Origin of the sequence: Thalassospira mesophila (assembly GCF_002115755.1) — a bacterium.
Lineage (GTDB): Bacteria > Pseudomonadota > Alphaproteobacteria > Rhodospirillales > Thalassospiraceae > Thalassospira > Thalassospira mesophila.
This window is the reverse complement of the sequence record NZ_JFKA01000003.1, coordinates 206,256-232,026: the sequence shown is the minus strand read 5'-3', so window position 1 is coordinate 232,026 and position 25,771 is coordinate 206,256. Positions and strand designations below refer to the sequence as shown.

Below are 25,771 nucleotides of genomic sequence, written 5' to 3'. Positions count from 1 at the left end.
GCCAAAAACCAAGGCTTGCCTGCATCTTTGGCGCTGCGTTTTTTCATTTTACCGTGCTTGCTTGAAACAGGAAAATAGCCATGTCACGCCTGAAATCCATATTATCGGCCGCAACCATCGGCGCGTCTTTGGCGCTGGCGGCGCTCCCCGCCCATGCCAACGAAAAACTGACGATCTTGCTAGACTGGTTTGTAAACCCTGACCACGCACCCCTGATTGTTGCCAAGGAAAAGGGCTTTTTTGCCAAACACGGGCTGGATGTAGAGCTGATCGAACCGGCTGATCCATCGGCCCCGCCGCGCCTGGTGGCCGCCGGGCAAGGCGATGTGGCGGTGAACTATCAGCCGCAATTACATGTTCAGGTCGCACAGGGTTTGCCCCTAACGCGCATTGGCACCCTGGTGGCGACGCCGTTAAATGCGCTGGTGGTGTTAAAAAACGGGCCGATTAAGGAAATTTCCGATCTGAAAGGCAAAAAGATCGGCTATTCGCTGGCCGGTTTTGAAGATGCGGTTTTGGGCACCATGCTAAAAAGCCACGGTGTTGATATAAACTCGGTCGAGCTGGTGAACGTGAATTTCTCGCTGTCCCCGTCGCTTTATTCGGGCCAGGTTGATGCGGTGATTGGGGCCTATCGCAATTTCGAGCTTAACCAGATGGACATTGCCGGCAAACCGGGCAAGGCATTTTACGTCGAGGAAGAAGGCGTTCCACCTTATGACGAATTGATCCTGACGGTGCGCAAAGACCATGTGAACGATCCGCGCATGAAAAAGATGCTTGATGCGCTTGAAGAAGCCACCCAATACCTGATCAACCACCCCGATGATAGCTGGAAAGCCTTTATCGCGGCCTATCCCAACCTTGATGATGAATTGAACAAACGCGCCTGGGCCGATACGTTACCGCGTTTTGCCCTGCGCCCCGCTGCGGTTGACCGGGGCCGCTATGCCCGTTTTGCACAATATTTGCTTGATGAAGGCATTATCGACCATACGCCCGACCTTGATAGCTATGTCGATGTGATCGAATAACAATTTTACTGTGTGCCGCCTGCTTCCCGGTGGGGACGGCGCAACAAACGGGCGGTGCTTATGGTGCCGCCCGTTTTTTATAAGCACATTTTTTTTATGCACGGTGCAAAACAATCTCGCCACTTGCGCGGCGGGGCAAATGCAACACATAGTAAAAGAACAAAAAAAGATAAGGGAAAGCCTGTGAATTCTGTATCGCGCTCGGACCATCACACTGAAAACGGCTTTGAAAACCGGTATCCGTTACCCGAAGGCAAAAAATCGTTTTTTACTTTTTTACGCCGCCGCCTGTTTGGACGTGAAAACTGGCCACGGGCCAAAGACCAGATTGGCAAAACCCCCGTCGTGACCCCAGACCTGGAGGCCATCCACACCCCGAACCCGGATGTAGCACAGGTCACATGGATTGGCCATGCCACGGTGCTGTTGCAATATCAGGGCGTCAACATTTTGACCGACCCGGTTTTTTCAGACCGGGCGTCGCCGTTTGTACGTGTGGGCCCCAAACGGTACAGCCCGCCGGGCATGACAATTGATCAGCTACCAAAGATCGACATTATCTTGCTATCGCATAATCATTACGACCATTGCGATCTTGAATCTTTACGCCAGATCGGCAATGCACCAACCCATATTGTGCCGTTGAAAAATGCCAGCCTGCTTAAAGAAGCCGGGATTGATGGCTGCATTGAAATGGACTGGGACCAGTTTGCCGAAGTTAACGGCGTTAAGATTGTACATACCCCGTCCTATCACTGGTCGAGCCGCAAGATGAGTGATCGCAAGGAAATGCTGTGGGGCGGCTATGCCCTGACATTTCCCAACGGGTTCAAATTTTACTTTGTCGGCGACAGTGGCTGGAACGAACAGTTATTTGCCGAAATGGGCGAAAAATATGGCCCGTTTGATTTGGGACTGATCCCGATCGGCGCCTATGACCCACGCGATTTTATGAAAGCCGCCCATGTAAACCCCGAAGAAGCCGTTCTGATCAAACAGGCGATGGGGGTAAAACAGGCCATTGCCATTCATTGGGGGACGTTTGTTTTAACATCCGAACCGGTGGACGAGCCCCCCAAACGGCTTCACAGTGCCATGGAACAGGCGGGGTTGAACCCCGAACATTTCAAGGCCCTGCCGGTAGGCGGCATGCACCACCATATATCCCCGCCAGCACAAAAATAAATCCGCGCCAATCGACCCAGCCGCCAAGTCTGCATTTCAAAATGTCAGCCTTGGCGGTTTTTTTTAACATCGGGGCAATTTTCGACCGACATAAAACTTGAAACATCCGGCCAGTTACGAAACGATGCCGTCATCAAACTGACATCACCGTGGCCGCGCTTTTCCCCAGCCAATCACCCTCACCCACCCTTGGCCAACCCCTTGGCCCACTGCCCCAAAAGGACCATTACCACATGACAACGACGGTTTTTCTTGCGGTAATTGGTGCGGCTGTCATGCATGCGATCTGGAATGCCCTGATCAAGGGCGGCAATGACAAAATGCTGAACATGACCGCCGTGATTTTTGGCCATCTGCCGTTATTGTTGCTGTTATTGCCTTTTGCCAGCCTGCCTGCCCCGGCCAGCTGGCCCTATCTGGCGGGGTCGGTTGCGTTGCATTTGGGATATCAGTGGTTTTTGATCAATTCCTATCAATGGGGCGATCTTAGCCAGGTTTACCCGATTGCCCGTGGGTCGGCACCGCTGATTGTAGCGGCTGTTTCGGTGGTGTTTTTGGGGGTTGCGCTGGCCCCGATTGAAGCAATTGCCATCGCCCTGATTGGCTGTGGCATTATCAGCCTGTGTCTGGTGCGACGCAGCGATGGTTTGCGCAATGGGCGGGCGGCAGTGCTGGCCTTGATTACCGGCTGTTTTATCAGCGCCTATTCCTTAACCGATGGCACCGGAGCGCGGCTGGCGGGCAATGTGCTGGATTATTATGCATGGCACACCATTGGTAATATTCTGGTTTTTGGCACATTTGCCCATATCCGCCGCCCCACCATTGTGCGCGACATTTACCAACGCGGCAAAATTGCCTTTTTCATCGGTGGCAGCGCATCCTTTATCGCCTATTGCACCGTGATGTGGGCCTTTACCAACGCGCCAATTGCACTGGTGGTGGCGTTACGCGAAACCAGCATCGTCTTTGCCTTGCTGATCGGCGTGGTGTTTTTGGGCGAAAAACTTAATCTGGTTAAACTGGCATCAACAATGATGACGGTATGTGGCGCTGTGCTGCTGCGTTTTGCCCGCAGCTAACAATCACGCGCCACGCGGTTGACGTCATGCCCGCCGCCCCTATGGCAAATCGTAGGGACGCCGTTTTTCACCGGTTTCAAAACGGGACAACCGGAAAGCATCCAGATTAATTGACGATTGCCCGGTGGTGATCCATTCCGACAGCACCTTGCCAACAATCGGCCCCATGGCAAATCCGTGCCCGGAAAAACCGGTGGCAACAAAAAAGCCCTTGGGATTATCAAGCTGGTCAATCACCGGCACGGCATCGGGGGTGACATCAATGTCGCCCGCCCACTGGTCAACAATGACCGGTGTTTCAATATGGGGAAACAGCCGTTTAAACGCGGCAAGGGAGTTGCGAATGCGTTTGGGGTTGGGCAAGGCCGTGGTTTGCCGACGGCCCATCAGCGGGTTATCCGCCGCCGGGCTGCCCGGTAAATGGTCGGCGAGATCATCGATAAAGCGCATATCAAGATGGAAATTGAAATTGCGCCAATTAGCCTTGTATCCCGGTAAAAAATCGGCGGCATAGCGAAAGCGCGACAGGGTCAGGTCGATATCGGTATTGATATCGTCCGACAGGTTAAGCGAGCCGTCGGCGCGCTGGCGAAACCCCAAACCATCAACCACGGCACTGGCCGCAGATATCGGAGGGACCGGTTTGGTGCGTATCACCGTGCCACGGGTGGTTTGTTGGGGCAAACGACGGCCAAATTTGGCAACAAACTTGTGGGTCAACGCCCCGGCGGCACAAATGACAATACGGGTTTTAATCACGCCGCGTTCGCTGATAACGCCACTCACCTGCCCGGCTTGGGTTTCAATGCCCAACGCCCCGCAGCCCTGTAAAATCACCGCGCCAAGTTCGTGGGCCTTTTTTGCCAGGGCGGGGGCCGCTTTTTTGGGTTCGGCCTGCCCGTCATTTTGGGTAAAAAGCCCGCCGACACCGGGCGATGTAATGCCGGGCATCAGGGCTTCCACCTCGGCCCGGCCCAGTTTGCGGCTGCCGATATCATGGGGCTTGGCATCGGCCAGCCACCGTTCATAACGGGCCATTTCGCCGTCGTCTTTGGCAACATATAAAACACCACCCTGCCGCCATTCCAGATCGGCGCCAAGGTCGCGTTCAAGGTTGGGCCAAATATCGATACAGGCTTTCATCAGGGGCAATTCCACCGGGTCGCGGCCTTGCTGGCGAACAAAGCCCCATGCCCGGCCAGACTGGTGCGAGGCCACGGTATCTTTTTCCAGCAAGACAACCGACATCCCGGCCTTTTGCAAGTAAAACGCGCTGGCGGCACCTTGAATGCCACCGCCAATAATCACGACATCAGCCTGTTTTGGAACGGTTTGCGTCTGCATGTGCATCATATCCCTGATAGCCGGTCAGCCGGGTATTTTTGTGGTTCCCCAAAACGATAGGGCGCATTAGGGTATAACAATTAAGCATGGCCACCACCATCAGGGAAACCAAAAAATGCCCCACAAAACCAATAACCAGCATGCCGCAACGGTTGCGGCACAGGCGCTGGGCTGGGTCGATGAAACCACCCGTTCTGTTACGCCGCCGCTTTATCCTTCGACCACGTTTGAACGCAATACCGACCTTAGCTATCACGACGGGCGCTGCTATACCCGCGCCGATAACCCGACCTATGATCAGGCCTGTGCCGTTTTAAACGCCCTTGAAGGCGGGGCCGACAGCCGGTTGTTTGCATCGGGCATGGCGGCAGCGGTTTGTGTGTTACAAGCCCTGCAACCTGGCGACCATGTGGTTGCGCCCAAGGTAATGTACTGGGCCTTGCGCGCGTTTATGCAGGATATCGGTGTGCGGTCGGGCCTGACGTTTGATTTTGTTGATAACGGCGATGCCGACGCATGGGCCAAACACATGCAGCCGGGCAAAACAAAGCTGATCTGGCTGGAAACCCCCGCCAACCCCGACTGGCAAATTACCGACATTGCCGCAGTTGCCAAGGCCGCCCACGCCATTGGCGCGATTGTGGCGGTTGATAACACCGTGGCAACGCCGCTAATTACCCGGCCAATTGAATTTGGCGCCGATATTGTCATGCATTCGGCCACCAAATACCTGAACGGGCATAGCGATGTTTTGGCAGGCACCTTAACCTGTGCGAAAAAAGATGCGTTCTGGGCGCAGGTTTGCAAACAACACAAAGGCGGCGGGGCCGTTTTGGGCGTGTTTGAAACATGGTTGCTGTTGCGCGGCATGCGCACCCTTTCGGTGCGGGTGGAACGGGCAAGCAGCAATGCCATGGCAATTGCCCGGCATTTTGAAACCCATGCTGAAATTGAACAGGTGCAATATCCCGGCCTTGAAAGCCATATCGGCCACGACATTGCCAAAAAACAAATGCAGGGTGGCTTTGGCGGTATGTTGTCTTTGCGGGTAAAAGGCGGGACAGAACGCGCTGTAGCCTTTCATAATGCGTGCAAACTGTTTAAACGTGCTACGTCACTGGGCGGGGTTGAAAGCCTGATCGAACATCGCGCCTCTGTCGAAGGGCCCACCAGCCCGGTGCCGGGGGATCTTTTGCGCATGTCTGTCGGGATTGAACATATCGATGATTTGATCGACGATATTGAAACGGCCCTGAACCAGACCAAATAACCCTTTTTGATCGCAACGCCGAACCGGAACATGCCAACAATTCACAACAAACCACAGGTCGCAACGGCCTGCTTCCCGTTTATTGTTTATCTGCTGATTGTTCTGAGCCTTGGCACAATTGCCCCGGCACAGGCAGCCAACGGGGGTATGCCCCCAATGGCCCCTGCGCCGGGTTTGATCTATGATGTGGCGCGCGGCGATTATGTGCGCCTTGAAACTCTGCAATCGGCGGCAGCCGGGGCAAAATACATTTTGCTGGGCGAAACCCACGACAACCTTATTCATCATCAACGCCAGGCTGAGCTGATTGATGTTTTGTCCGGCGATGGCCTGAAACGAGCCGTTGTGTGGGAAATGATCAACCGCGACCAGCAAAGCGCGCTTGACGACGCCTGGAACAACAAAAAAATTACCATCGATGATATCGGCAACCAGCTTAACTGGGAAGATAGCGGCTGGCCTTTATGGCAGGATTATTCCCCGATTGCCGAAGCCGCCCGCCAGCACCAGCTTCCCATGGTCGCAGGCAACCTGCCCAAAGCCCTGATTGCGCCGTTAATGGCCAAGGGCAATGGGGCCCTGCCCACAAGCCTTGCCAAAAAGCTGGCCCTGCCCCCGATCCCGGCAGAAACAAAAACCCTGTTTGATCGTGAAATTGTTAACGCCCATTGCGGCGTATTATCGCCAGAACAAGCCCCCCCTTTTAGCACCATCCAGTTTGCCCGCGACGCATCGCTGGCGCGTGCGATGTTTGATGCCACCAGGGCCAAAGGCATCAAGGGCGCTTTCCTGATTACAGGTGCCATGCATGCCCGGGCCAATATCGGGGTGCCGTGGCATTTACGGCGGTTCGACCCCAAAGGCACCAGCATTGTCATTACCATGCTTGAAGCCCCCAACTCGGGCGATCCCTCCTCTGCGCCTGCCGATTCCCTAAAGGCGTTTGGCCCGGACCACAGTGTGGATTTTATCTGGTTTACATCCGATCTGGACCGGTCGGACCCGTGCGAAGGCATAAAAATGCCCCATGCCCCTGCATCACCGGCCCCCGCACAAATAAACGGCACCAAACCTGCCGTTCCGGCACCTTTTACGGCACCGCAATCCCCCGTACAGCAGCCCCCTGCCGGTGATGGCGACCAGAACGATGCGCAAAACAACACCGAAACAGGTGCCAGTTCCCCGACCGAAGCCGGATCCGCCCTTGATGACATAGCCGATGGCGATGATCGCACCGATAATCTGACCGATCACCCATCGGCGCCGAACGATGCGAATGGCAAAAGCGGCACACAAAACAACCCTGCCCCGGCGCCCACCATTGACCCCGAACCCTCCAACAACCCGATGCGGCGGATCATGCCGATCCCGCCGGCCCGGCCAAAAGACTGAACATTTAGAGCATATTTCCTTTAATAAGACCCATTCTGCCCGCGCATTTTGCTGCTCGGCAAGGAGAAGTCCGCAGGGCGTAACGGGGTTACGGACAAGGATTTCGACGTAGCCGAGCAGCAAAATGCGCGGGCCCGGAGGGTTCAATTTTGACGGCGTTTGACGGCGTTACACCGCTTGCCCGATGCGCCGCATCGCGCGGCGCGCTGTGCCTTGCCAAACGGCACGTCAAAATTAAACAAAATGGGTCTTATTAACGGAAACATGCTCTAGATCGGATCGTCTGGTTCTGGCCGGATTTCAGGAAAAATGCTGCGATACCGGGATGTAAACGACCGCCAGCCCGTTCGCGTGGACCAGCGTGAACCAGTTATTTTATGCGGCGCGGGCGCCAGTCGGTGGTGGCAACGGGTTTGCCTTTGTGCGAGCGCATGACACGCGGGCGGACCACCCCGTCGGCTTCGGGGGTGGTGGCTGTTTTACGAACGGAGGTGTAAAACGTGACCATTTCATCAAATGAAATAACCGTGCCCGGCCCGGCCTGCCAGGCATCGTGATAGGGGGCATGATTGCGGATCGACGCATTAAGATGGTCGACCGAATGATGGCCGAACTGCCGCCAGATGCTTTCAATAAAATGGCTGGTTTTTTCGTTAATCGCCTTCAGGCGCACATCTGGCCGGGTTTCTTCCATCAACACATACAGGTTAGGTTCAATCGGCCCGGCTTCCTCGGCGATAAAAACAGCCGGCATCAACATTGCCCCATGATAGGCCGCACCAAAATAGCCTTGGGCAAGATACAGCACGCGATGCAGCTTTTGCGGTTGCAAATATTCGTTATCGTTCAGCGCATGATCAATCAGCCGAAAGGCGACGTCATAGACCGAATAAAGAACCGGTTTTTGTTTCATTCCTGCCCTGAGCGAAAGATGGAAAATGGCCGCGCACCAATGGCGCATCCCTTATCGCCATGATAGCCAGCCCCCGCCGCCCCAACAAGGGCCGAGATTGCGGCGGTAACATGCGTCACCGCCCGCCCCGGCCCTGTTACAGACATCGGGCACAGGTCCATAACACGACCACGAGAAAAACAGCACAAAACACCCCGACCTTGGCACAGCAGGATTACAACAGGAACAGGAGCGCGAATAAAGCCCGCACGGGAAAACCAAACACCGTTCTAGACACGGAAATCAAGTTGTTCCCCGCGCTGGGGCATGCCGTGGGTTACCGCATTCACCATCGCATAGATGGATTGGGGCGACCGGCGTGCGCCAAGGTCGAGCGGGCCGTCAAAATCGAGAAAATCGGCAAAGCGCGCGCCATCGTAACTGGCTTTATCACCAGAAAAATCGCGCATTGCCGGGCCATTACTAGTGCTGGTGCGGGCCTTGCGATGATGGCGGGCGTCGTTGTCGTCCTTGCCACCATGCGATGTGCCGTGGCGATTTTTTTCCTCAAGGAAGGCATTGAACAAGGTGCCATCGGTATCGGATTGATAGCCAAACTGTTCGTTGGTCGCCTCGATACCGGCATCGCGGTTAACCGTGGCTATGCCGCGTGCGCCTGCCGGAGCCAGCCGCGACATATGCATGGCAGCATTGGTTGTCTGGGCACGGGGAACTTGCGGTATCATTATATTCACCATCGTTGAAAAGATGGTTGTTCACATGATCAACACTTATGATCATACCGCATTTTACACAAAAAAGACAGGTAAATGAACTCACCTGAAACCTGGAGTTGAGTCCATTATTCCTGACGATGGATCAATCGCCCTCGAATTCCACAAGGGTGAAGACTGGCACGCCGCGTTCCCGAATGCGCGCAGCCCCGCCAATGTCGGGCAAATCAATGATAAAAGCGCACGAAACCGGAACGGCACCGGCTTTTTCAATCAGATCGATTGCGGCAAGGGCGGTTCCGCCGGTTGCGATCAGATCATCAAGGATCAACACGCGCTGGCCAGGTTTGACGGCATCAACATGCATTTCAATAATGTCCGAGCCGTATTCCAGGTCATATTCGACGGAAATGGTTTTGGCAGGCAGTTTGCCCTGTTTGCGAATGGGAATAAAGCCAACGCCCAGGGCCAGTGCAACAGCAGGGCCGATGATAAACCCGCGTGCCTCGATCCCGGCAATAACGTCAATCTTCTGGCCCTGAAATTCACCCGCCAGCGTGTCAACAACCTCGCGCAGGCCCTCGGCATCGCCAAAAAGGGTGGTAATATCGCGAAACATGATCCCGGTTTTAGGATAATCAGGGATCGTGCGGATCAGGGATTTAATCGACATAACTGGCCTCCGGCCCGAAAAACAAAAACAAAGCCGCCATCGATACCATCGAATGGCGGCTTAAAATCGGGCAGCTTGGCGAAAAATGCAATGCTGCAGTCAATAATACGGTTTGAACGACGATCAGGCGGCGGAATGAAACGCCATTTTGCGCCCCGCAACAATCGCATGTGCGACCACGCCGCCCTGAATTGCCGAGGTAAAATCGTCGGCCAGTTTGCGGCTGATTTCAGCCCGGGTGCCCCGCGGCATGCCAATATTGGCTGCCTGGCGATTGCCCCATACCGCCCGATATAAACGGTAATCATGGTCATTGATCTGACCAAATACTTTTTCGACTTCCATCAAGGTCTGAACATAACTTTTATTCATGTCAGCCATCCTGTTGCTCGTTTTCCCGGTATGCCCGGCAAATTGCCCGACAATGCCGCACGCTTTTTATGTACTTTGCCGTACAGCGCATCGACCACCGCGATATAGGCCGGGAATTGAGTTATCTCAACTGCAAGACGGTGACATGTTGGCGAAGCTTTTATGACCACGGCGCCAGAAACCCGTGAAAAATCCCGAAAATCAGCCCTTTTTGCGTGATTTTCAGCCGCGCAATCGCAACCAACACAGGAAAAAAGAAAAACTAAGGCACGGCATCAGGGGCACAACCACACGGGCAAAACAGAAAATTCCCCGCTTAAAAATACCGTGCCCCTGCCCTGACCCTGCGCCAAGGGGGACTTAATGAATATTCTGCGGACCAGTAGTTTGCGCGTCTTGCGCTTGCTGATCCATCTGTTTTTGCAGGGCTTCGGCATATTCGCCATAAATGCGCCCTTCAAGGGACAGTTCCAGAAACCGAATATAATCCTGTTCATTGTCAATTTTGCCGCGCGCAACTGTAATTACATCAAACGGCGATTCCGCATCCAACCCGTATTGACGGATCAAGATCAACATTTCAGCGGTGATTTCTTCGAGTTTCTTTTGTGCATCTGCAAAGGTGATATTCATGGTCAGCCCCGATTTGTGATGTGCCCGTTTTAATCCCTGACGCGCAAGGATTTGCCCCGCTGGCTCAAGGTATGCCCGTCTGGCCCTGAAAATTCAACCTCGGGCGGGCACAATTGTTCCCGTCGCCGGTTTAAAACCGCTCAAATATACATTGCGTTGCACCATCGTATGCAACAGCGCGACCAGCGACATCACAGCCCAAAAAGCAATGATTTCCCTCGCGCAAATACAGCCCCCAAAAACCGGCAAGGACCGCCTCGGCCATGTGATGTGAATTTGGAATATTTCTGAATAACAACGCTCACTTGAGGCAAATCAATGCTTCAATTTACCAAACAGAGGATTGGTAAAGGCAATAAGTCAGTCGTGGCACCTGCGGGTTTTGGGGCCTGTTCCGCGTGCTTTTATTCCGCTTCTTGTCGGGTTCGAGGGAAATTGATGGCGCTATTATCGGGTTGGAAACGCATGGGCATACGCAAACGGTTCATGGTGGCTTCTGCTTTCGGGGTGACACTGGTGATGGTGATTGCACTCATCATGATTGCCATGACCGAACGTCGGGCAATGGATGCCAAGTTACGTCAGCTCAGCGACAATGAGCTGACATCGCTCCATGCCCTGATTGTTAACGTGATGGCCGCGCGGATTGATGATTCTGAAGATATCGGCATCAAGGTTTTCAATAACTGGTTTGATAGCCGCAACCAGGATTATCCGGGCGAATTATGGTCCGTCTGGGCACCCAAAACCCTGGCCTATATGAAGGAAAACGAGGAAAAAGCCCTTAAATTGCCCCGCGATGCCATTGACGAGGAAGCGATTTCAACCGGCAAACTGGTTGGACGCTATACCGATGATGGCACTTATCGCATGTCGATGCCGATTGTTTTAGGCGTCACCAGTGGTGCCGACAAGGATGTTTGTTTTACCTGCCACGGCGGGCTGATGGGCGAAGAAAAAGGCGACGTGATTGCGGTTTTATCGTCCAGCCTGTCGGTCGCACCTGAACAGGCAAAAACCAATACCATCCTGATCGGAATTGTTATTGGCGGCATCATCGTGATCATTCTGACCGTGATTGGCATTCGTGCCCTGTTGTCCAATATTGTCACCAACCCGCTGTCGCAGTTGGATCATGTTATGCGTGACCTTGCCGATGGCCGTACCGATGTTGATATTGAAAACACGCACCGCCACGACGAAATAGGTGCCATGGCCCGCTCGGTCGAGGTGTTTAAAACCAACGCCATCGCCAAAGAACGTATGGAAACTGAACAAAAGGCCGCCCAGCAACAGCGCGAACAACGCATGATCCGGCTTGAAAGCCTGATTGGCAGTTTTGAAAAAATCATTGCCGGGATCGTTTCATCGGTTTCGACATCGGCCGACCGCATGCAAAACACCGCGCGCCAGCTGGTTTCCGCCGCCGACCAGGCCAGCAAAAACGCCACAACCGTTGCTGCCGCGTCGGAAGAAGCCACCACCAATGTGCGCACCGTGTCAGAAGCCGCCGACCATTTATCGGCCTCGATCACGCAAATTGGCGACAAGGCCCATCAGTCGACCGAAATTACCGCCGAGGCATCGCAGGAAGCCGATGTTTCCAGCCGCACCGTTGCCGGTTTGTCCGAGGCCGCCGGTAAAATCGGTGAAATTGTCAATCTGATCAGCGACATTGCCGGGCAAACCAACCTTCTGGCCCTTAACGCCACGATTGAGGCCGCGCGGGCGGGCGAAGCCGGCAAAGGATTTGCCGTGGTCGCCGCCGAAGTTAAAAACCTTGCCAACCAGACCGCTCGGGCAACCGATGAAATTTCGGACCAGATCAATGCCATTCAGAGCGAAACCGGCAAGACGGTAAAATCCATTCAGGATATTTCCGGCGTTATTTTACGCATTACCGACATTACCAGCACAATTTCAGACGCCGTGCGTGAACAGGCCGACGCCACCAATGAAATTGCCCGCAATGTTGAACAGGCCGCCATTGGCACGCAGGAAGTGACCCGCAATATCGAACGGGTGAGCCATACCGTGGGCGAAACCGACAAATCGGCGCATTCGGTTTTGGAAGTTGCCGAAGAACTGGGCACGCTTTCGCAAAAGCTGCGGGCTGAAGTTGACCGCTTCCTTGATGGCATCCGTGCCGCCTGAGACCTGAAAACCACCCCTGCCGTTTAACGCGGCAAACCGTGATGAACATATCAATGACAATACCCTGTGTCCTTACCAGCACAGGGTATTGTCATTTTTTCATCAGCCCGAACGCCCCAATGCCCGGCTCCCGAACCGTTTGCACCATAGAAAAGACCCGAATGGCGCAACTTGCGGGAAATGTATCGCATGTTAATAACGCATAAGTCGCAATTCCAAAATCATTCGGCATTTGCAAGGCTCTTTGCTTAACAGGGGGGCAAAGGCAGTCTATGATGCTTCCAGATGTAACCCGCCCTTGGCGGGTTTGCGAAACGGGGGCGGAAATCAGGCAGATTTCTGGACGAAGGAACGTGAAAAGCGATGTCGCTGACGACGATTTTGGGGATTTTGGTCGGTATCGGCCTGTTTGTTGCGTCGATCTATATTTCGACAGACAATTATGTAGTATTTTTGAGCCTTTCCAGCGTTTTGATGGTGCTGGGCGGAACATTTGCAGCCACGTTTATTGCCTATGAGACACGGTATGTGTGGCTGGCCGTTAAACTGATTTTCAAGATATTCCGGGCCCCGCGCATGGGCCGCGGGCAATTGACCGGCGAAGTTGGCCGCGTGGTCAAATGGGGCTATCTTATGCAAAAAAAGGGCATCAACGCCCTTGAGCAAGAAGCAACCCGGCTGGGCAAGGAAGAACCGTTTCTGGGCTGGGCGATGGAAATTGTCATTACCGGTTATAACGGCGATGACGTGTCTGACATGCTCTATAACGCCATCGACAGTTCCTATGGCCGCAATCTGGTTCCCGTGAATATTTTGCGCAGCATGGCTGGTGCGGCCCCTGCCTTTGGCATGATTGGCACGCTGGTCGGCCTTGTGATCATGCTTGATAAAATGGGCGACGATCCGACATCGCTGGGTGCTGGCTTGGCCATTGCCCTGATTACCACGTTGTATGGCATTGTTGCGGCACGGTTCTTTTTCATCCCGGCAGCCAGCAAAATCCAGCAGCGCGAAGACATCATGAAATTTCGCAATTCGCTGATTGCCGAAGGGCTGATCATGCTGGCCGACAGAAAAGGTCCGCGTGCCATTCAGGACCGGATGAATTCATTTCTGGACCCGGCCATTCATTTTAATATGGACAAGACACCGCAATAAGCCGGTTTCGCCCGATCAGACGACAGAAAGCAGGATAAGCCCATGGCACGGCGTCGCAGGTCTCCCCTACAAGGGCCAAGCACTGAAGAAATTGACGAAGATTGGCTCGCAACCTATGCCGATGCCATTACCCTTTTGATGGCGTTTTTTGTCATGCTGGTCAGTTTTTCGAAAATTGAATTGCCGGTATTTGAAAAAATTCAGGCCGGTATTGCCCAGAATATCGGCAAACGCAGTGTTGTGCGGCCGACCGAAATTCTTGAAACCGACCTGAAAGATGTTGTTTTCAATCTGTCGCTCGACAAATCGGTGCATGTGAAGACCGATGATGAAGGCATCCTGATGGAACTTGCCAGCGGGTCGTTTTTTCAGGCCGGATCGGCTGATTTAACCCGCGATGCGGTGCTGTTTTTAAAAGATGTCGGCGACCTTTTAAAACAACCGCGCTATATGGGTTTTCAGATCGAGGTCAAAGGTCACACCGATGATTCGCCGATCAGCACCCCGCGTTTCCCATCGAACTGGGAACTGGCTGCCGGGCGCGCCATTGCCGTGGTCCGTTTTTTCGGGGCTGTGGGCGTAGACCCGCAATCAGACCGCATGCGCGCCATTTCCTATGGCGACACCATGCCCAAACTGCCCAATGAAGATGATCAGGGAAACCCGATACCGGAAAACCGCGAAGCCAACCGCCGGGTTGAAATTCGCGTCTTCCCGAAATATTCGCGGGCTTTGTAGGCGCCAGTTCATCACTGTTGCAAGGCAACGGTTCGCGTTTCCATGATCAGACAACAGTCATAATCGCAACCCCGCGTGGTCCGTCATCATGTCGCTTGGCAGAGTGCTAATTTACGCCCGAAACGTGCAAGAAACGGCCCGTTTTTACGAAACCCACTTCGGGTTTAAAGCCCGCCAGCTTGCAAACGACCGCATTATTGAACTGGTGGCAGATACTGGCGGCGCAAACATCATGCTTCACCCTGCGGCCAAGGGGCAACGACAGGGCCAATCCTGTGTGAAGCTGGTTTTTGATGTCGAGGATATTGAAGCGTTCTGCGCCAGGTCTGCACAGAACGGCCTTGATTTTGGCCCGGTTCATCAGGCAGACGGATATATGTTCGCCAATGCAAAAGACCCGTGCCAAAATTCCATATCCATATCCAGCCGGGCCTTTCGCGACAAACTCGGCATATAAACCACCCCGCCCCGTCAGGATGGTTTTCCCGTAACCTCGACAATCATTTCATCGCGCGCCGCAAACACAGGTCCCCATTCCGTCTGGGCCTCGCCTTCAATTGCGGCCATTGTGGTATCATCGTGGTCCGGGTCGTGATGAAACAATGCCAGTTGGCCAACATTGCCAGCCTTGCACAGCCGGATACCTTCGCGCCAGGTGGAATGGCCCCAGCCGATCTTTTTTTCAAATTCGCTATCGGTGTAGGTCGAATCGTAAATCACCAGATCAGCCCCGGAAATAAAATCCAGCACCGTCTGGTCTGTCTGACCGGGGCGATGTTCGGTATCGGTTACATAACATACCGATGCCCCGCCATACTCGACCCGATAGCCGGTTGCCCCGTTGGGATGACATAGTGGCGCCGTGCGCACCGCAATATCTGGTGCGGGATAAAGCGTTTTGCCTGCGGTAAAATCACAAAAGGACAATGTCGAGCGCATCGCCGAAAGCGGGACCGGAAAAGTGGGGTTGGCCATCTGGGCGGAAAAAACCTTTTCAACGCCCCCCTGCCCGGCAAGATGCCCGGCAAATATCTCGAAATTATTGCCCGGATCATAGGCGGGCACAAAAAACGGAAAGCCGTTAATATGATCCCAATGGGTGTGGGTTAAAAAGATCGACGCATGGGAAACCCCGCGCCGGATCAAATCCCGGCCCAAATTACGAATGCCCGTCCCAGCATCGAAAATCAGAACCTGCCCTGCCACGCGCACTTCAACACAGCTGGTATTGCCGCCATATTTGATATGATCTGGCGAGGGGCAGGCGATGCTGCCACGCACCCCCCAAAACTTGACCGTAATGGCCATATTGCGCGTTTCCCGTTCTTTTTGGCAGTCAGACCATGACTGGACTGCGCTTTCAATCTATGGCCCGGCATGGCGGCCTGTTTTTGTTTCGTTACTCGGCTTTCACACCAACGCCCCAACCGATACTGGCCCCAATTGCCACGCCGGACAAGCGATCAGCACGGCCACCATTAACGGCAATTTCCACCAGCCCGAAGGCATTTTCATACCACAATGGCGCCCCGCGCCGCACATCAGAAAAGGTCCGGGCCCGGCCAATTTGCAAATCGCCGATTTCCAATATGTTTTGACCTGGTTCGACCTGTTGTGCGCGCACCCCGGTCATCGCATTACCATAGCCATCACAATAGATAATTTCCGCAATGTCATCGGGCCAGGCTTTGGCATCGGCAAAACGATCGGCCACGTCCATTTCCTGTTTGGCAAAATCCTGCCCGGCGGCCAGCATTCCCGCAACCGGGCCAAAAATATCGCGCCCGTGAAAACTGGCCGATAAAGCCGCTGGCTTCCAGTCTATTTGCCACATACGAACCGTTCGTGCCCGCCGGATCACAAATTCAAACAGGCCGTTATCCGGGCCAACAAACCAGACATCATCACACTGCACAATCACACCGCGCCGGGCACTGCCAACGCCGGGGTCGATAACACACAAACCAACATCCCCCGCCGCAAATGACCCTGCGCACGCCGCAAGCAAACACCCGGCCTTCATCGGGTCGCGGTCTGGTGCATCGACCATCAAATCGACAACGGCAATTGCCTGCCCACCATCGCGACCGGCGGGGTTGGCATGGCGCATTGCTGCTGCCCGCATGGCACCGCTATAGGGGCCAGCGGTTTGAAAATCGCTGAAAACCAAAATCATATAACTACCATATCAACGGCTTACAGTGATCCTGATTACCCCAATTGGATATGATGAACATCACAGCCTCACAGCCCGGCCAAACCCTGCCCGATCCAATCTGGTCCCATCCCACATTCCCCTGCTCCGGCGCTTGTTCATGCCACCGTTTGCAGCTATCGCTATTTGACATCGCAATACTGGCCGCGACGTTTTAATTCGGCGCACACCTGTGTTGCCTTGCTTGTATCCATGCCATCGGCCAGCAGTCGGTAAAATGTCCCCTTGCCGGGCACCGATACCTTGCGAATTTCATGGTCCAGCCCGCCAAGCTGCGGGGCAAAACGACTGCCCAAAATCAACCAGCCCCGTTCGGCCTGGGTTTGATTGCGATAGGACGCCAGATGAATTTCGGTCCCGACTGACGATGCCGCGCCACCTGCCGGTTTCGCGCGGGCCGCTGTATTCACCGCACGGCTTGGTGTGTCGGCACCGTTTGCAACCCGGCGCACCGGCTGGCCCTCTTGCGAAACCATGCTGGCATTTGCAGGTTCGATAATTGATGCCTCGATCGCGTTGCGTTCCTTGGTAAATTCGGTCGGCGTGATCAGTTTTTCCTTTTGCAAATCCTCGATCCGGGAAATTTTGCGGGCAGCATCCATCAATCCTTGCGGGGCCGGGGCCGGAATGGCGCGTTCGCGGGGCTCGGCGGGCAAAAGCCCGTCCAGAATGGCAGTGCGTTCATTGACATGATCCTGCACCGTAATCGCGCCCATCTGCAGCGATTTGTTCAACTGTTCCAGCCGATCCTGAATTTCACGGCCATCAGGCGGTTCGCGGTCCAGATAGGCGGCCGGGGCCGGGGCGCTCATGGGCAGCAACGCGCCAAGGTTGGCCGCACGGCGGGCCGAAAATTCTTCGGGGGTAATTAACCCGGCACCTTGCAGGTTGCGCAAAATTTCGAATCGTTTGGCAACATTGGCATCGGCGGCGGTCGGGTTTTGCGCAAGGCGTGCCGGCGTAACCGTGCCCGCCGGGGCCGCCATCATCGAGGAACCATCAATCGGGGCGGCACCGGCCACCATCATTTGCGGGCCAAGCCCGACAACGCCGGGCAAACCTTTTTCAAGCCGGTCGAGGTTAAATTGTGCGGCATCGCGTAACGGGTGGAGTTGCGATGTTGTCGGGCCCGCCATAATAACGGTTCCGGGCGCATTTGATGCAATGATGGCGCTGTAATCCTGGCGGGCCTTATCGGGGCGACCGGTATTTTGATACACGATTCCGCGCCACAACAGGGCCTGCCCGTTTAACGGGTTGCGGGTAATCGCCGCATCGAGAAATTTTTCGGCCGCCGGATAATTTCCGGCGACAACTTCGGACAGGCCAAGTGCCGTATCATCCTTGCCCGCAAAGGATGTTGCCTGATTCCAGAAATCCCTGTCTGCCAGCGGGGCACAAGCCGCCACAACAGAAACCAGCCCTGCCAAAACCGCCACACGCAGCCCGCGACCCAAAAAAGTCACGGTTTTGTCTTTTACCGCGTTCATTACGCCAACCCCAAATACCCAGATGCAAGACAAGGGACCACTTCCCTGTAGCGCTGTCAAGTTTGTGAAAACCGGTAATTTCATGTTCCGTAAACAAATAACCCGGAAGGTGCCCGTCGATAATTCGTTAAAATTGCTTGGTTAACCCGCCGAGTATGCGCTATGCCTTGCATTTGCTATAAAAATGGAAACATACGCAAAAGACAGATCTTAATCTCCCCTTCAGGGAGGTATGCTTGAATTGACAAGCAAAGACACAAGGTGCGTACCGTTTACTCAGGGGAATGCGCTTGATCGAGCCGCAACAATATGGACAACAGGCATTGCAGGAACACCTGCTGCTTGATTATGTACAACGCTTGGAAACCCGCAAGCTCGGGCATCGGGCGGTGCATATCCATTTGTCGCGCCTCAAGCCGTTTCACCGCCGCGATTATCACGTCCGGGTCGCGACCAACACGTTTGAAAGCTACGTCAAACTTTTTGTCGGGCGCATTTTTGTTCTCAGCAACAGTGATTTGTTATTCATCTGGAAAGACAAAACCATTAGCGATGTCGAACCCGGTGTTGAAACCCTGCGTTACCTGTTTCGCGATGACCCCGTGGCCCAGGATGAAAGCGAAGAAACCGGCTTTTGCACATGGTACAATCTGAATACCGAATTTCAGGAATTTTTGCTGTTATGCCGGTATATGAGCGAAACCGCGCAGAAACAGCAGCGCCGCGACATGGCGGCAGGCCCCAAAAACCTGTTACAGCCAATTAATGCCGACAATCTGGCGCAGCTGGAAGAAACCATTCATACCGCCGATCTTTCAGCCCATATTCGCCAGCAACCGGTTTGTGTGCTGTCAAAAAACAATGGTGGCGAGCTTCACCCGGTATTTGACGAATTTTTTGTCTCGATCTCGGAACTGCGTGATGCGGTAATGCCGACCATTGATCTGGCATCGAACAAATGGCTGTTTCAGCACATGACCGAAGTGCTGGACAAACGCATGCTGAATTATTTGTGCAAGCGTACCTTCAAAACCCATGCGGCATCCTTTTCGATCAACCTGAACCTTGCCACGTTAACCTCGCGCGAATTTGAACGGTTTGACGAAATCGTCCGGCGCAACTGGCCGGGCAATGTGATTTTGGAATTCAACCAGGTTGACCTGTTTTCAAACCTTGAAACCTATTTGCGCCTGCGCGACGAATTTCATGAACGCGGCTATCGTATTCTGATCGACAACCTGACGGTTGAATCGTTGTCGTTTGTCGATCGTACCAGCCTGAAAGCTGATTTTATCAAAATCGCATGGCGCGAAGAAATGACCGATAACGTCATTCGCAAAAAATACAGTGAAATGGACACGCTTGTTCAACAATCTGGCCGAGAACGCGTGATTTTATGCCGTTGCGATACCCCAACCGCCATCCGGTTTGGTCAGTCGCTGGGCATTACCCTGTTTCAGGGACGCTATGTTGACAATATGGTAGCCCGAACCCGCCGGGCCAAAAAAGCCAGCAAGGCAGCAAAGGCGGGCAAAGCGGCACCGGCGAAAACTGCACCTGCCCCCAAAAAGACCTGAGCAACCGCTCCCCGCCCAGATATTCTTTCCTGACAAAAACTGTCAGGCAACTTTTGTTTGCCGTTAAATCTTCTTTGCGCGGCGCGAACAAAAGAAGTACAAAAAAGCATGATTTACGCGATTTGTCCTTCTTGTCTGCATAAATGGCGGCCACCGGTTTTGGCAGCGCCCGCCATGCTGTGCCCGCATTGCGGTGACAAACGCGGCATTGCCCATGCCGAATTACCCGATCTTGAAATTGGCCATCTTGATTGTGACGCCTTTTATGCCTCGATTGAAAAACGCGACCGCCCGGAACTGGCCAATCAGCCGGTTATCATTGGCGGCGGCAAACGCGGGGTTGTGTCGACCTGCTGTTATATGGCACGCAAATTTGGCGTTCGTTCGGCCATGCCGGCCTTCAAGGCCCGCGAGCTTTGCCCCGATGGCATTTTTTTGCCGCCCGACATGGCCAAATACCAGCGCGAAGGCATGCGGATTCGCGAAATGATGCGGGCCGTCACCCCGGTGATTGAACCCCTGTCGATCGACGAAGCCTTTATGGATATGACCGATGCCTATGAGCGCACCGGCAAAAGCCCGGCGGAAAATCTGGTCGCGTTGCAAAAACTGATTGTGCAGGAAGTGGGCATCACCGTGTCCATCGGGCTGTCCTATAACAAGTTTCTGGCAAAGATCGCCTCCGACCTGAACAAACCGTTTGGTTTTTCACTGATTGGGCGGGCCGAAGCCGTTGAATTTCTGGCTGACAAGCCTGTTCGCATGATGTGGGGTGTTGGCCCGGCAATGGAACGCAAACTGCATCAGGACGGCATTAAAACGATCGGGCAGCTACACGAAATTGATATCCACCACCTGCAAGGCCGTTATGGCAGCATTGGCAAGCGGTTTTACCATTTCTCCCGCGGGCAGGATAACCGCCAGGTCGAAACCACGTCCGAACGCAAAAGCCTGTCGTCGGAAACCACCTTTGGCGAAGACATTGCCGATATGGCAGCCCTGGGCGATGTGTTGCAGCGCCTTGTCGGGCGGGTAGCAGTTGACCTGGCGCGCAAACGCATTGCCGGGCACACGGTGGTTTTAAAGCTGAAAACAGCGGATTTTAAATCACGTACCCGCAATATGCGCCTGAACCACCCCACCTTGCGCGAGGAACTGATTTTGCAAAGTGCGATGACCCTTTTGCACCGCGAGATTGATGGTACAAAATTTCGGCTGCTGGGCGTTGGCGTCACCGACCTTTTTGATGCCGATGATGCCGACCCCGATGACCTGTTTGCAACAACCGGCACCGCAGCCACTACCACCACCAGAACGTCCGACACACAGCTGATGGCGGACCAAAGTACCCATAACGCCGCCATGACTGCGCCGACAGCGCATGAAACGCCGTCTGCCAGCACCCGATACAACAAAAACAAAAACAGCAACAGCCACCACCAAGCCGATCAGATTGCGACCCCACAGCAAGTATCGGGCGGACCATCGTCAAATCGCGGCATAACGACACTGGCGACCAGCGCAACATCAAGCACCACCCCGCCCCGCCAGCAAAGCAAGTCACCGGTAAACATCTTGCTGCCCCGGCCGACACTTGAACAATTGCGCGAAAGCCTGACACGGCCCTATCGCAAGCAGGTCAAACAGCCCCGCCAGCACAAGTTTGTTTTTTAAAGCCGTAACTTTGCGACCTTGCACCACGCAATAACCAACACGGGTAAAAAGCCGAATAAATTCGCGCTGTTATAAAATAACGGTCGAAAATATTCAGAATCGGAATTTTACCGGCGTGGCACACGCGACACGCCGCCAACAGAGTCGCCGCGCAAATAATAAAACAGGGCTGAAAAACAAAAATCACCCACCCCGTCAGGGAAAGGTGATTGTGGGCATTTCCAAAAAGGAAATGGCGTCCCCTAGGGGATTCGAACCCCTGTTGCCGCCGTGAAAGGGCAGTGTCCTAGGCCTCTAGACGAAGGGGACGCAGATCGCAAAGCGATTTTATGTAATGCTTACAGGTGGCGTCCCCTAGGGGATTCGAACCCCTGTTGCCGCCGTGAAAGGGCAGTGTCCTAGGCCTCTAGACGAAGGGGACGCAGATCGCAAAGCGATTTTATGTAATGCTTACAGGTGGCGTCCCCTAGGGGATTCGAACCCCTGTTGCCGCCGTGAAAGGGCAGTGTCCTAGGCCTCTAGACGAAGGGGACGCAGATCGCAAAGCGATTTTATGTAATGCTTACTGGTGGCGTCCCCTAGGGGATTCGAACCCCTGTTGCCGCCGTGAAAGGGCAGTGTCCTAGGCCTCTAGACGAAGGGGACACGGTCACCAATAAAGCATTTTCTTCGTTAACGGGTGGCGTCCCCTAGGGGATTCGAACCCCTGTTGCCGCCGTGAAAGGGCAGTGTCCTAGGCCTCTAGACGAAGGGGACGCGGTGCGTTAACGAGGCCGGTTTGTAGCGAGTGGACCGGGTAAGGTCAAGCGGGTTTTTCACCCTTGTGACGTTTTTTTTAATCCCTTCGCCATTTCAGCCTTTTTTCACCGCTTTGCGTTGCCGTCCGCCCAGCCAAAACGCAATTCCGGCCAAACCAAGCCCGATGCCCAAAAAGGCAAACATCCATTGATAACCGGCAATTGCCTGATCGGAGGGATATTGCCCAATGATCACACCGGCCAGCCCCTGCAACACAAACAGGCCCCCAAAGGTCGCCAGATTAACCGTGGTCAGCGCCCGCCCGATCAGGTGTTGCGGCACCGCAGCCCGGCTGGCGGCGTAGTTTAGCGTGGCACAACTGCCCAAAAAGCCATGCGCCATCATCAGGATGGCCGCCAGCCACACATGTTCAACGCCCAACAGCGCCTGCGAAATCAGCAACACGGTCGAAACAAACACCGAAAACAAAATCAATGGCCGTGCCCGCCCGCCCATCAAGCGCGAAACATGGCCATAACAGGGCGGCCCTGCGATCATGCCAATGGTCATGCACAGCAAAATATTGCCGACCTGAACCGGCGCCAGGTGAAACACATCATGCAAATAAGGCCCGCCCCACAGGCCGCGCACCGTTAAGATCGTGGGATAGGCAAAAAAGCCGACCGCGACCAGCAGCCACATCTGGCGGTTTTTCCAAACCTCCATAATGCCTTGCAGGACTTCGCGCATGGTTTCGCCCCGGCGGGCCTGCTTGCGGCGCAGATGCGGCGGTTCATCGCGGACCATGGCAAATGTCAGCACCACAGACAGCACACTGAGCCCCGCCAGCCAGTAATACACCCCGCGCCAGCCCTGATATTCGATCAGGGCGGCCAGTGGCGTTGCCGATGCCAGCACACCCAGCAAACTTAACGCGACAATGATGCCCGATGTGGCAGCGAATTTTTCGGGGGCAACCCAGCGCGAGGCACAAACCAGTGTTGCCATAAAAGCCGCTGCACAGCCCATACCGATAATCCCCTGCCCGATCATAAGGCCGGTCACGCTATGCGCCCTGGCAAAGACAATAACACCCACCACGGTAATGATCATCATCACCCCGTTGGTTTTGCGCGGGCCGTAACGGTCCAGCATCACCCCGACCGGGATTTGCATCAGGGCAAAGGCAAAATGGAAGCTGCCGGAAATCAGGCCGAGCTGCTCGGGGGTGACGCCAAGTTCGGTGCGCAACGAACCGGCAAGCAACGCCTGGGCGGAGCGGTAAAACTGGCTCAGGGAAAAAGACATCAAAAGCGGGACCAGAACCAGCACAAACGCCAGCTTACTGTGGTCCGGGTGATCCCGCTTTGATGTCATATCTGTCTGGTTTTGTTCTGTCATCCTATCGGAATAGGACGATCAGGCCGCGCCTGCAAGCCTGTCTGCAACGTAACCGGGTGTATTGTCGTGATAGGTTTTGTTTTGCAGGTAGGTCAGGAATTTTTCACGAAAGCCTTCGCGAACCGAATTGATCACGCTGTCGCGTGCCACCAGCGCATTGGCCCAGGCCCGGATTTTGGGATAGGACGGCAAATAATCCTCGCCCAGAACCTCTTCGATAATCAAAAGGCGGGTAAAAACCGGTGCCCATGCTGTATCGACCAGCGAAAAATGCTCGCCGTTAAAAAACGTTCCGCCAACCTGGTTTTCCACCATGCGGAACCCTTTGATCAGAGCATCACGGTGGGTTTCATAATCTTCGCGGGTTTCGGCCATCATCATGCGAAAGGAATGCATCAGCTGATTACCGCCCACTTCGACCCATGCCCGGTTCTGGGCTTTTTTAAACGGGTCTGCGGGATGAAGCGACGGCGGATTAACTTCATCAAGATATTCATTGATCACCGCACTTTCAAAAAGGACCTGGCCCTTTTCGCGCAAAACCGGCACCTTGCCCAAAGGCGAGATTTCCAAAAACCAGTCCGGTTTATTGGCCAGATCAATATAGGTCAGATCAAATTCGACGTTCTTTTCCAAAAGCGTAATAACCGAACGCTGAACAAACGGGCAAAGATCAAAACTTATCAGTTCGGGCTTGTTGCTATCTGCCATTCAAATTTTCCAATCATCTTGAAAACCGGCCATTTCATGGCCCTACCAGACTTTTGGAAATAAGACAAAATTCCCGCTTTGCCACCCTTGGGTCAATATTCCCCCAATCCCGGCACCAGGTTAACGCCATTAACATCACAAGGCAGTGCGTGCCTGCAGAAGGCTGCAGGGAGCCCGTACCCATCACGCAACATCCCTCAAGCGGCCCGGGCGAAACCGGGGTGCCGTGCCAAACGGGTTAATTCAAAAGGGAAAAACTGGTTTTACGGGCTACATTTGTGCCAATTCTGACGCCGTAGCGGGCCTGAATTTCGTCAAAAACACCGTTGCGGTGCAATTCGTCCAGCGCCTGTTTCCAGGGCAAAATCACGGTATCAGGTGTGGTAAGCGAAAAGGCCAGATACAGGTCATATTCCCCTACGGTCAGGGCCGGTTCGATCATATCAGGGTCAATGCCCAAAGCACGGCTTTGGCTGATCGCCATAAGATCTGCGGTTTCCCACAGGCTGATGCGCCCGCTCAGCAGCATTTGCAAGCCGTTGGTCGGGTTATAAAGCGACATCAGGTTGGTAAAACCCAGCGCGCGCAAGGCGCGTTCCGATGCGCCACCGGCCTGAACCCCGATTGCCGAAACCATGCGGGCATCGTCTAGCGATGTGATTTTAAGCGGGCTGCCTGCCAGCTGGTAAAACGCTGTTTGCGCATGGGTGATGGGCCCGACCCATTTAAATTCGTTTTCACGTTGCGGAATACGGACCATGGAAAAAGCCGCCGCATAGGGTTCTTTTTCCAAAATTGACAAAACCCGTTTCCACGGCAGCATTTCAGGGGGGCGACTGTGCCCGACCAGCTTTGCCAGGGCAGCAACAACATCGGCCCCAACCCCGATAATACCGTTTTCACTGCGAAAATTGAACGGTGGCAGGTTTTCGGTATAAAGCCGGATATCGCGCGCGGCACCAATATACCCCTGTTCGGGCATGTTTTGCGATGACGGCCCGGCAAGAGCCGCAAACGAGTTTGCAAATTGCATCGCAATCGCAACAACAGCCGGAAAAAACCACCCGCGCAACGATAACATGTTGGTAAACATAGATTTAATACCGTGACGCGAACACATCGTCATCCCAATGTCGACGTCCTGGAAGTATATTTCCGGTGCGTCTCTAAATACACGTTTTCAGGAAATTCAACCTGAAAAACACTACCAGCCACAAAAATACCTTGGTTACACAAGGACTTGTTGATTGCCAGCACTGCCAAACATCATTTACTGTAATTGGTCTGCTGTCATGGAAACAAAA

At 54.2% G+C, this 25,771-nt stretch carries 24 protein-coding genes and 5 tRNA genes; 11 read left to right on the top strand and 18 right to left on the bottom strand.

The annotated features are described in order from the left end of the window. The first annotated feature begins 80 nt into the window (after positions 1-80). From TMES_RS08980 to TMES_RS08970, 3 genes are all read left to right on the top strand, one after another. Complete coding sequence (locus TMES_RS08980) at positions 81-1,034, top strand: ABC transporter substrate-binding protein (RefSeq protein WP_085581645.1); 954 nt, start codon at positions 81-83, stop codon at positions 1,032-1,034. 183 nt (positions 1,035-1,217) lie between these two features. Further along, complete coding sequence (locus TMES_RS08975; protein WP_245835284.1) at positions 1,218-2,219, top strand: MBL fold metallo-hydrolase; 1,002 nt, start codon at positions 1,218-1,220, stop codon at positions 2,217-2,219. 233 nt (positions 2,220-2,452) lie between these two features. After that, positions 2,453-3,301, top strand: a complete 849-nt coding sequence (locus TMES_RS08970) for an EamA family transporter (RefSeq protein ID WP_085581643.1) — start codon at positions 2,453-2,455, stop codon at positions 3,299-3,301. Between the two features lie 39 nt (positions 3,302-3,340). Here TMES_RS08970 and TMES_RS08965 read toward each other — a convergent pair whose 3' ends face one another. Continuing rightward, entirely contained in the window at positions 3,341-4,645 is a 1,305-nt protein-coding gene (locus tag TMES_RS08965) for an NAD(P)/FAD-dependent oxidoreductase (protein WP_245835282.1), read from the bottom strand. A 115-nt stretch (positions 4,646-4,760) separates the two neighbouring features. Between TMES_RS08965 and TMES_RS08960 the strand changes: the two genes are divergently transcribed. Continuing rightward, the gene (locus tag TMES_RS08960) at positions 4,761-5,915 is read left to right on the top strand and encodes a trans-sulfuration enzyme family protein (protein WP_085581639.1); all 1,155 of its coding nucleotides are present in this window, start codon (positions 4,761-4,763) and stop codon (positions 5,913-5,915) included. Between the two features lie 30 nt (positions 5,916-5,945). After that, on the top strand, positions 5,946-7,307 hold the full coding sequence (locus tag TMES_RS08955) for a ChaN family lipoprotein (protein ID WP_085581637.1): 1,362 nt from the start codon (positions 5,946-5,948) through the stop codon (positions 7,305-7,307). Between the two features lie 370 nt (positions 7,308-7,677). Here TMES_RS08955 and TMES_RS08950 read toward each other — a convergent pair whose 3' ends face one another. From TMES_RS08950 to TMES_RS08930, 6 genes are all read right to left on the bottom strand, one after another. Further along, entirely contained in the window at positions 7,678-8,220 is a 543-nt protein-coding gene (locus TMES_RS08950) for a Panacea domain-containing protein (RefSeq protein ID WP_085581636.1), read from the bottom strand. Then, positions 8,217-8,339 (bottom strand): hypothetical protein, encoded by a 123-nt coding sequence (locus tag TMES_RS23410; RefSeq protein ID WP_281253463.1) that lies wholly within the window; start codon positions 8,337-8,339, stop codon positions 8,217-8,219. The genes TMES_RS08950 and TMES_RS23410 overlap by 4 nt, the downstream gene beginning before the upstream one ends. Before the next feature lie 150 nt (positions 8,340-8,489). Next, the gene (locus TMES_RS08945) at positions 8,490-8,945 is read right to left on the bottom strand and encodes a hypothetical protein (protein ID WP_143589592.1); all 456 of its coding nucleotides are present in this window, start codon (positions 8,943-8,945) and stop codon (positions 8,490-8,492) included. A 133-nt stretch (positions 8,946-9,078) separates the two neighbouring features. Continuing rightward, on the bottom strand, positions 9,079-9,606 hold the full coding sequence (locus TMES_RS08940) for an adenine phosphoribosyltransferase (RefSeq protein ID WP_085581631.1): 528 nt from the start codon (positions 9,604-9,606) through the stop codon (positions 9,079-9,081). 123 nt (positions 9,607-9,729) lie between these two features. Continuing rightward, the gene (locus TMES_RS08935) at positions 9,730-9,978 is read right to left on the bottom strand and encodes a hypothetical protein (protein WP_085581629.1); all 249 of its coding nucleotides are present in this window, start codon (positions 9,976-9,978) and stop codon (positions 9,730-9,732) included. Positions 9,979-10,338: 360 nt separating this feature from the next. Then, positions 10,339-10,611 (bottom strand): hypothetical protein, encoded by a 273-nt coding sequence (locus TMES_RS08930; protein ID WP_085581627.1) that lies wholly within the window; start codon positions 10,609-10,611, stop codon positions 10,339-10,341. Between the two features lie 438 nt (positions 10,612-11,049). On the opposite strand from TMES_RS08930, the gene TMES_RS08925 reads away from it, so the two are divergent. From TMES_RS08925 to TMES_RS08910, 4 genes are all read left to right on the top strand, one after another. After that, positions 11,050-12,765 carry a methyl-accepting chemotaxis protein gene (locus tag TMES_RS08925; protein WP_245835280.1) on the top strand — a complete coding sequence of 572 codons (1,716 nt, stop codon included), beginning with the start codon at positions 11,050-11,052 and terminating at the stop codon, positions 12,763-12,765. A gap of 363 nt (positions 12,766-13,128) precedes the next feature. Next, positions 13,129-13,923 carry a motility protein A gene (locus TMES_RS08920; RefSeq protein WP_085581623.1) on the top strand — a complete coding sequence of 265 codons (795 nt, stop codon included), beginning with the start codon at positions 13,129-13,131 and terminating at the stop codon, positions 13,921-13,923. 42 nt (positions 13,924-13,965) lie between these two features. Beyond that, the gene (locus tag TMES_RS08915; RefSeq protein ID WP_085581621.1) at positions 13,966-14,661 is read left to right on the top strand and encodes an OmpA/MotB family protein; all 696 of its coding nucleotides are present in this window, start codon (positions 13,966-13,968) and stop codon (positions 14,659-14,661) included. Between the two features lie 88 nt (positions 14,662-14,749). Continuing rightward, complete coding sequence (locus tag TMES_RS08910; RefSeq protein ID WP_085581619.1) at positions 14,750-15,118, top strand: VOC family protein; 369 nt, start codon at positions 14,750-14,752, stop codon at positions 15,116-15,118. A gap of 14 nt (positions 15,119-15,132) precedes the next feature. Here the strand turns inward: TMES_RS08910 and TMES_RS08905 are convergent, their stop codons facing one another. From TMES_RS08905 to TMES_RS08895, 3 genes are all read right to left on the bottom strand, one after another. Next, positions 15,133-15,969: an MBL fold metallo-hydrolase gene (locus tag TMES_RS08905; RefSeq protein WP_085581617.1), complete on the bottom strand. Its 837-nt coding sequence runs from the start codon at positions 15,967-15,969 to the stop codon at positions 15,133-15,135. A 91-nt stretch (positions 15,970-16,060) separates the two neighbouring features. Then, positions 16,061-16,837, bottom strand: a complete 777-nt coding sequence (locus TMES_RS08900; RefSeq protein WP_085581615.1) for an SAM hydrolase/SAM-dependent halogenase family protein — start codon at positions 16,835-16,837, stop codon at positions 16,061-16,063. A gap of 161 nt (positions 16,838-16,998) precedes the next feature. Further along, positions 16,999-18,366 (bottom strand): tetratricopeptide repeat protein, encoded by a 1,368-nt coding sequence (locus TMES_RS08895; RefSeq protein WP_085582066.1) that lies wholly within the window; start codon positions 18,364-18,366, stop codon positions 16,999-17,001. Positions 18,367-18,656: 290 nt separating this feature from the next. Here TMES_RS08895 and TMES_RS08890 point away from each other — a divergent pair, with 290 nt between their 5' ends. Together TMES_RS08890 and TMES_RS08885 are read left to right on the top strand one after the other, a co-directional pair. Continuing rightward, on the top strand, positions 18,657-19,943 hold the full coding sequence (locus tag TMES_RS08890) for an EAL domain-containing protein (protein WP_085582064.1): 1,287 nt from the start codon (positions 18,657-18,659) through the stop codon (positions 19,941-19,943). Positions 19,944-20,051: 108 nt separating this feature from the next. Beyond that, entirely contained in the window at positions 20,052-21,617 is a 1,566-nt protein-coding gene (locus TMES_RS08885; RefSeq protein WP_085581613.1) for a DNA polymerase IV, read from the top strand. A gap of 233 nt (positions 21,618-21,850) precedes the next feature. Here TMES_RS08885 and TMES_RS08880 read toward each other — a convergent pair. The 8 genes from TMES_RS08880 to TMES_RS08845 form a co-directional block, all read right to left on the bottom strand. Beyond that, positions 21,851-21,926, bottom strand: a tRNA-Glu gene (locus TMES_RS08880). Between the two features lie 36 nt (positions 21,927-21,962). Beyond that, positions 21,963-22,038, bottom strand: a tRNA-Glu gene (locus TMES_RS08875). Between the two features lie 36 nt (positions 22,039-22,074). Continuing rightward, a tRNA-Glu gene (locus tag TMES_RS08870) sits at positions 22,075-22,150 on the bottom strand. A 36-nt stretch (positions 22,151-22,186) separates the two neighbouring features. After that, positions 22,187-22,262 (bottom strand) — tRNA-Glu (locus TMES_RS08865). Positions 22,263-22,297: 35 nt separating this feature from the next. Further along, positions 22,298-22,373 (bottom strand) — tRNA-Glu (locus tag TMES_RS08860). A gap of 96 nt (positions 22,374-22,469) precedes the next feature. After that, positions 22,470-23,732, bottom strand: coding sequence for an MFS transporter (locus TMES_RS08855; RefSeq protein WP_245835276.1), 1,263 nt, complete (start codon positions 23,730-23,732; stop codon positions 22,470-22,472). 42 nt (positions 23,733-23,774) lie between these two features. Further along, complete coding sequence (locus TMES_RS08850) at positions 23,775-24,467, bottom strand: glutathione S-transferase family protein (protein ID WP_085581609.1); 693 nt, start codon at positions 24,465-24,467, stop codon at positions 23,775-23,777. Between the two features lie 238 nt (positions 24,468-24,705). After that, positions 24,706-25,560 carry a substrate-binding periplasmic protein gene (locus TMES_RS08845; protein ID WP_158091213.1) on the bottom strand — a complete coding sequence of 285 codons (855 nt, stop codon included), beginning with the start codon at positions 25,558-25,560 and terminating at the stop codon, positions 24,706-24,708. Between the last annotated feature and the right edge of the window lie 211 nt (positions 25,561-25,771).

What these genes read in the sequence shown, in the direction of transcription:
- TMES_RS08980 (WP_085581645.1), top strand. Translation starts at nt 81, where the DNA reads ATGTCACGCCTGAAATCCATATTATCGGCCGCAACCATCGGCGCGTCT.
- TMES_RS08970 (WP_085581643.1), top strand. Translation starts at nt 2,453, where the DNA reads ATGACAACGACGGTTTTTCTTGCGGTAATTGGTGCGGCTGTCATGCAT.
- TMES_RS08965 (WP_245835282.1), bottom strand. Translation starts at nt 4,645, where the DNA reads ATGCAGACGCAAACCGTTCCAAAACAGGCTGATGTCGTGATTATTGGC.
- TMES_RS08960 (WP_085581639.1), top strand. Translation starts at nt 4,761, where the DNA reads ATGCCCCACAAAACCAATAACCAGCATGCCGCAACGGTTGCGGCACAG.
- TMES_RS08955 (WP_085581637.1), top strand. Translation starts at nt 5,946, where the DNA reads ATGCCAACAATTCACAACAAACCACAGGTCGCAACGGCCTGCTTCCCG.
- TMES_RS08950 (WP_085581636.1), bottom strand. Translation starts at nt 8,220, where the DNA reads ATGAAACAAAAACCGGTTCTTTATTCGGTCTATGACGTCGCCTTTCGG.
- TMES_RS08945 (WP_143589592.1), bottom strand. Translation starts at nt 8,945, where the DNA reads ATGATACCGCAAGTTCCCCGTGCCCAGACAACCAATGCTGCCATGCAT.
- TMES_RS08940 (WP_085581631.1), bottom strand. Translation starts at nt 9,606, where the DNA reads ATGTCGATTAAATCCCTGATCCGCACGATCCCTGATTATCCTAAAACC.
- TMES_RS08935 (WP_085581629.1), bottom strand. Translation starts at nt 9,978, where the DNA reads ATGAATAAAAGTTATGTTCAGACCTTGATGGAAGTCGAAAAAGTATTT.
- TMES_RS08930 (WP_085581627.1), bottom strand. Translation starts at nt 10,611, where the DNA reads ATGAATATCACCTTTGCAGATGCACAAAAGAAACTCGAAGAAATCACC.
- TMES_RS08925 (WP_245835280.1), top strand. Translation starts at nt 11,050, where the DNA reads ATGGCGCTATTATCGGGTTGGAAACGCATGGGCATACGCAAACGGTTC.
- TMES_RS08920 (WP_085581623.1), top strand. Translation starts at nt 13,129, where the DNA reads ATGTCGCTGACGACGATTTTGGGGATTTTGGTCGGTATCGGCCTGTTT.
- TMES_RS08915 (WP_085581621.1), top strand. Translation starts at nt 13,966, where the DNA reads ATGGCACGGCGTCGCAGGTCTCCCCTACAAGGGCCAAGCACTGAAGAA.
- TMES_RS08910 (WP_085581619.1), top strand. Translation starts at nt 14,750, where the DNA reads ATGTCGCTTGGCAGAGTGCTAATTTACGCCCGAAACGTGCAAGAAACG.
- TMES_RS08905 (WP_085581617.1), bottom strand. Translation starts at nt 15,969, where the DNA reads ATGGCCATTACGGTCAAGTTTTGGGGGGTGCGTGGCAGCATCGCCTGC.
- TMES_RS08900 (WP_085581615.1), bottom strand. Translation starts at nt 16,837, where the DNA reads ATGATTTTGGTTTTCAGCGATTTTCAAACCGCTGGCCCCTATAGCGGT.
- TMES_RS08895 (WP_085582066.1), bottom strand. Translation starts at nt 18,366, where the DNA reads ATGAACGCGGTAAAAGACAAAACCGTGACTTTTTTGGGTCGCGGGCTG.
- TMES_RS08885 (WP_085581613.1), top strand. Translation starts at nt 20,052, where the DNA reads ATGATTTACGCGATTTGTCCTTCTTGTCTGCATAAATGGCGGCCACCG.
- TMES_RS08855 (WP_245835276.1), bottom strand. Translation starts at nt 23,732, where the DNA reads ATGACATCAAAGCGGGATCACCCGGACCACAGTAAGCTGGCGTTTGTG.
- TMES_RS08850 (WP_085581609.1), bottom strand. Translation starts at nt 24,467, where the DNA reads ATGGCAGATAGCAACAAGCCCGAACTGATAAGTTTTGATCTTTGCCCG.
- TMES_RS08845 (WP_158091213.1), bottom strand. Translation starts at nt 25,560, where the DNA reads ATGTTTACCAACATGTTATCGTTGCGCGGGTGGTTTTTTCCGGCTGTT.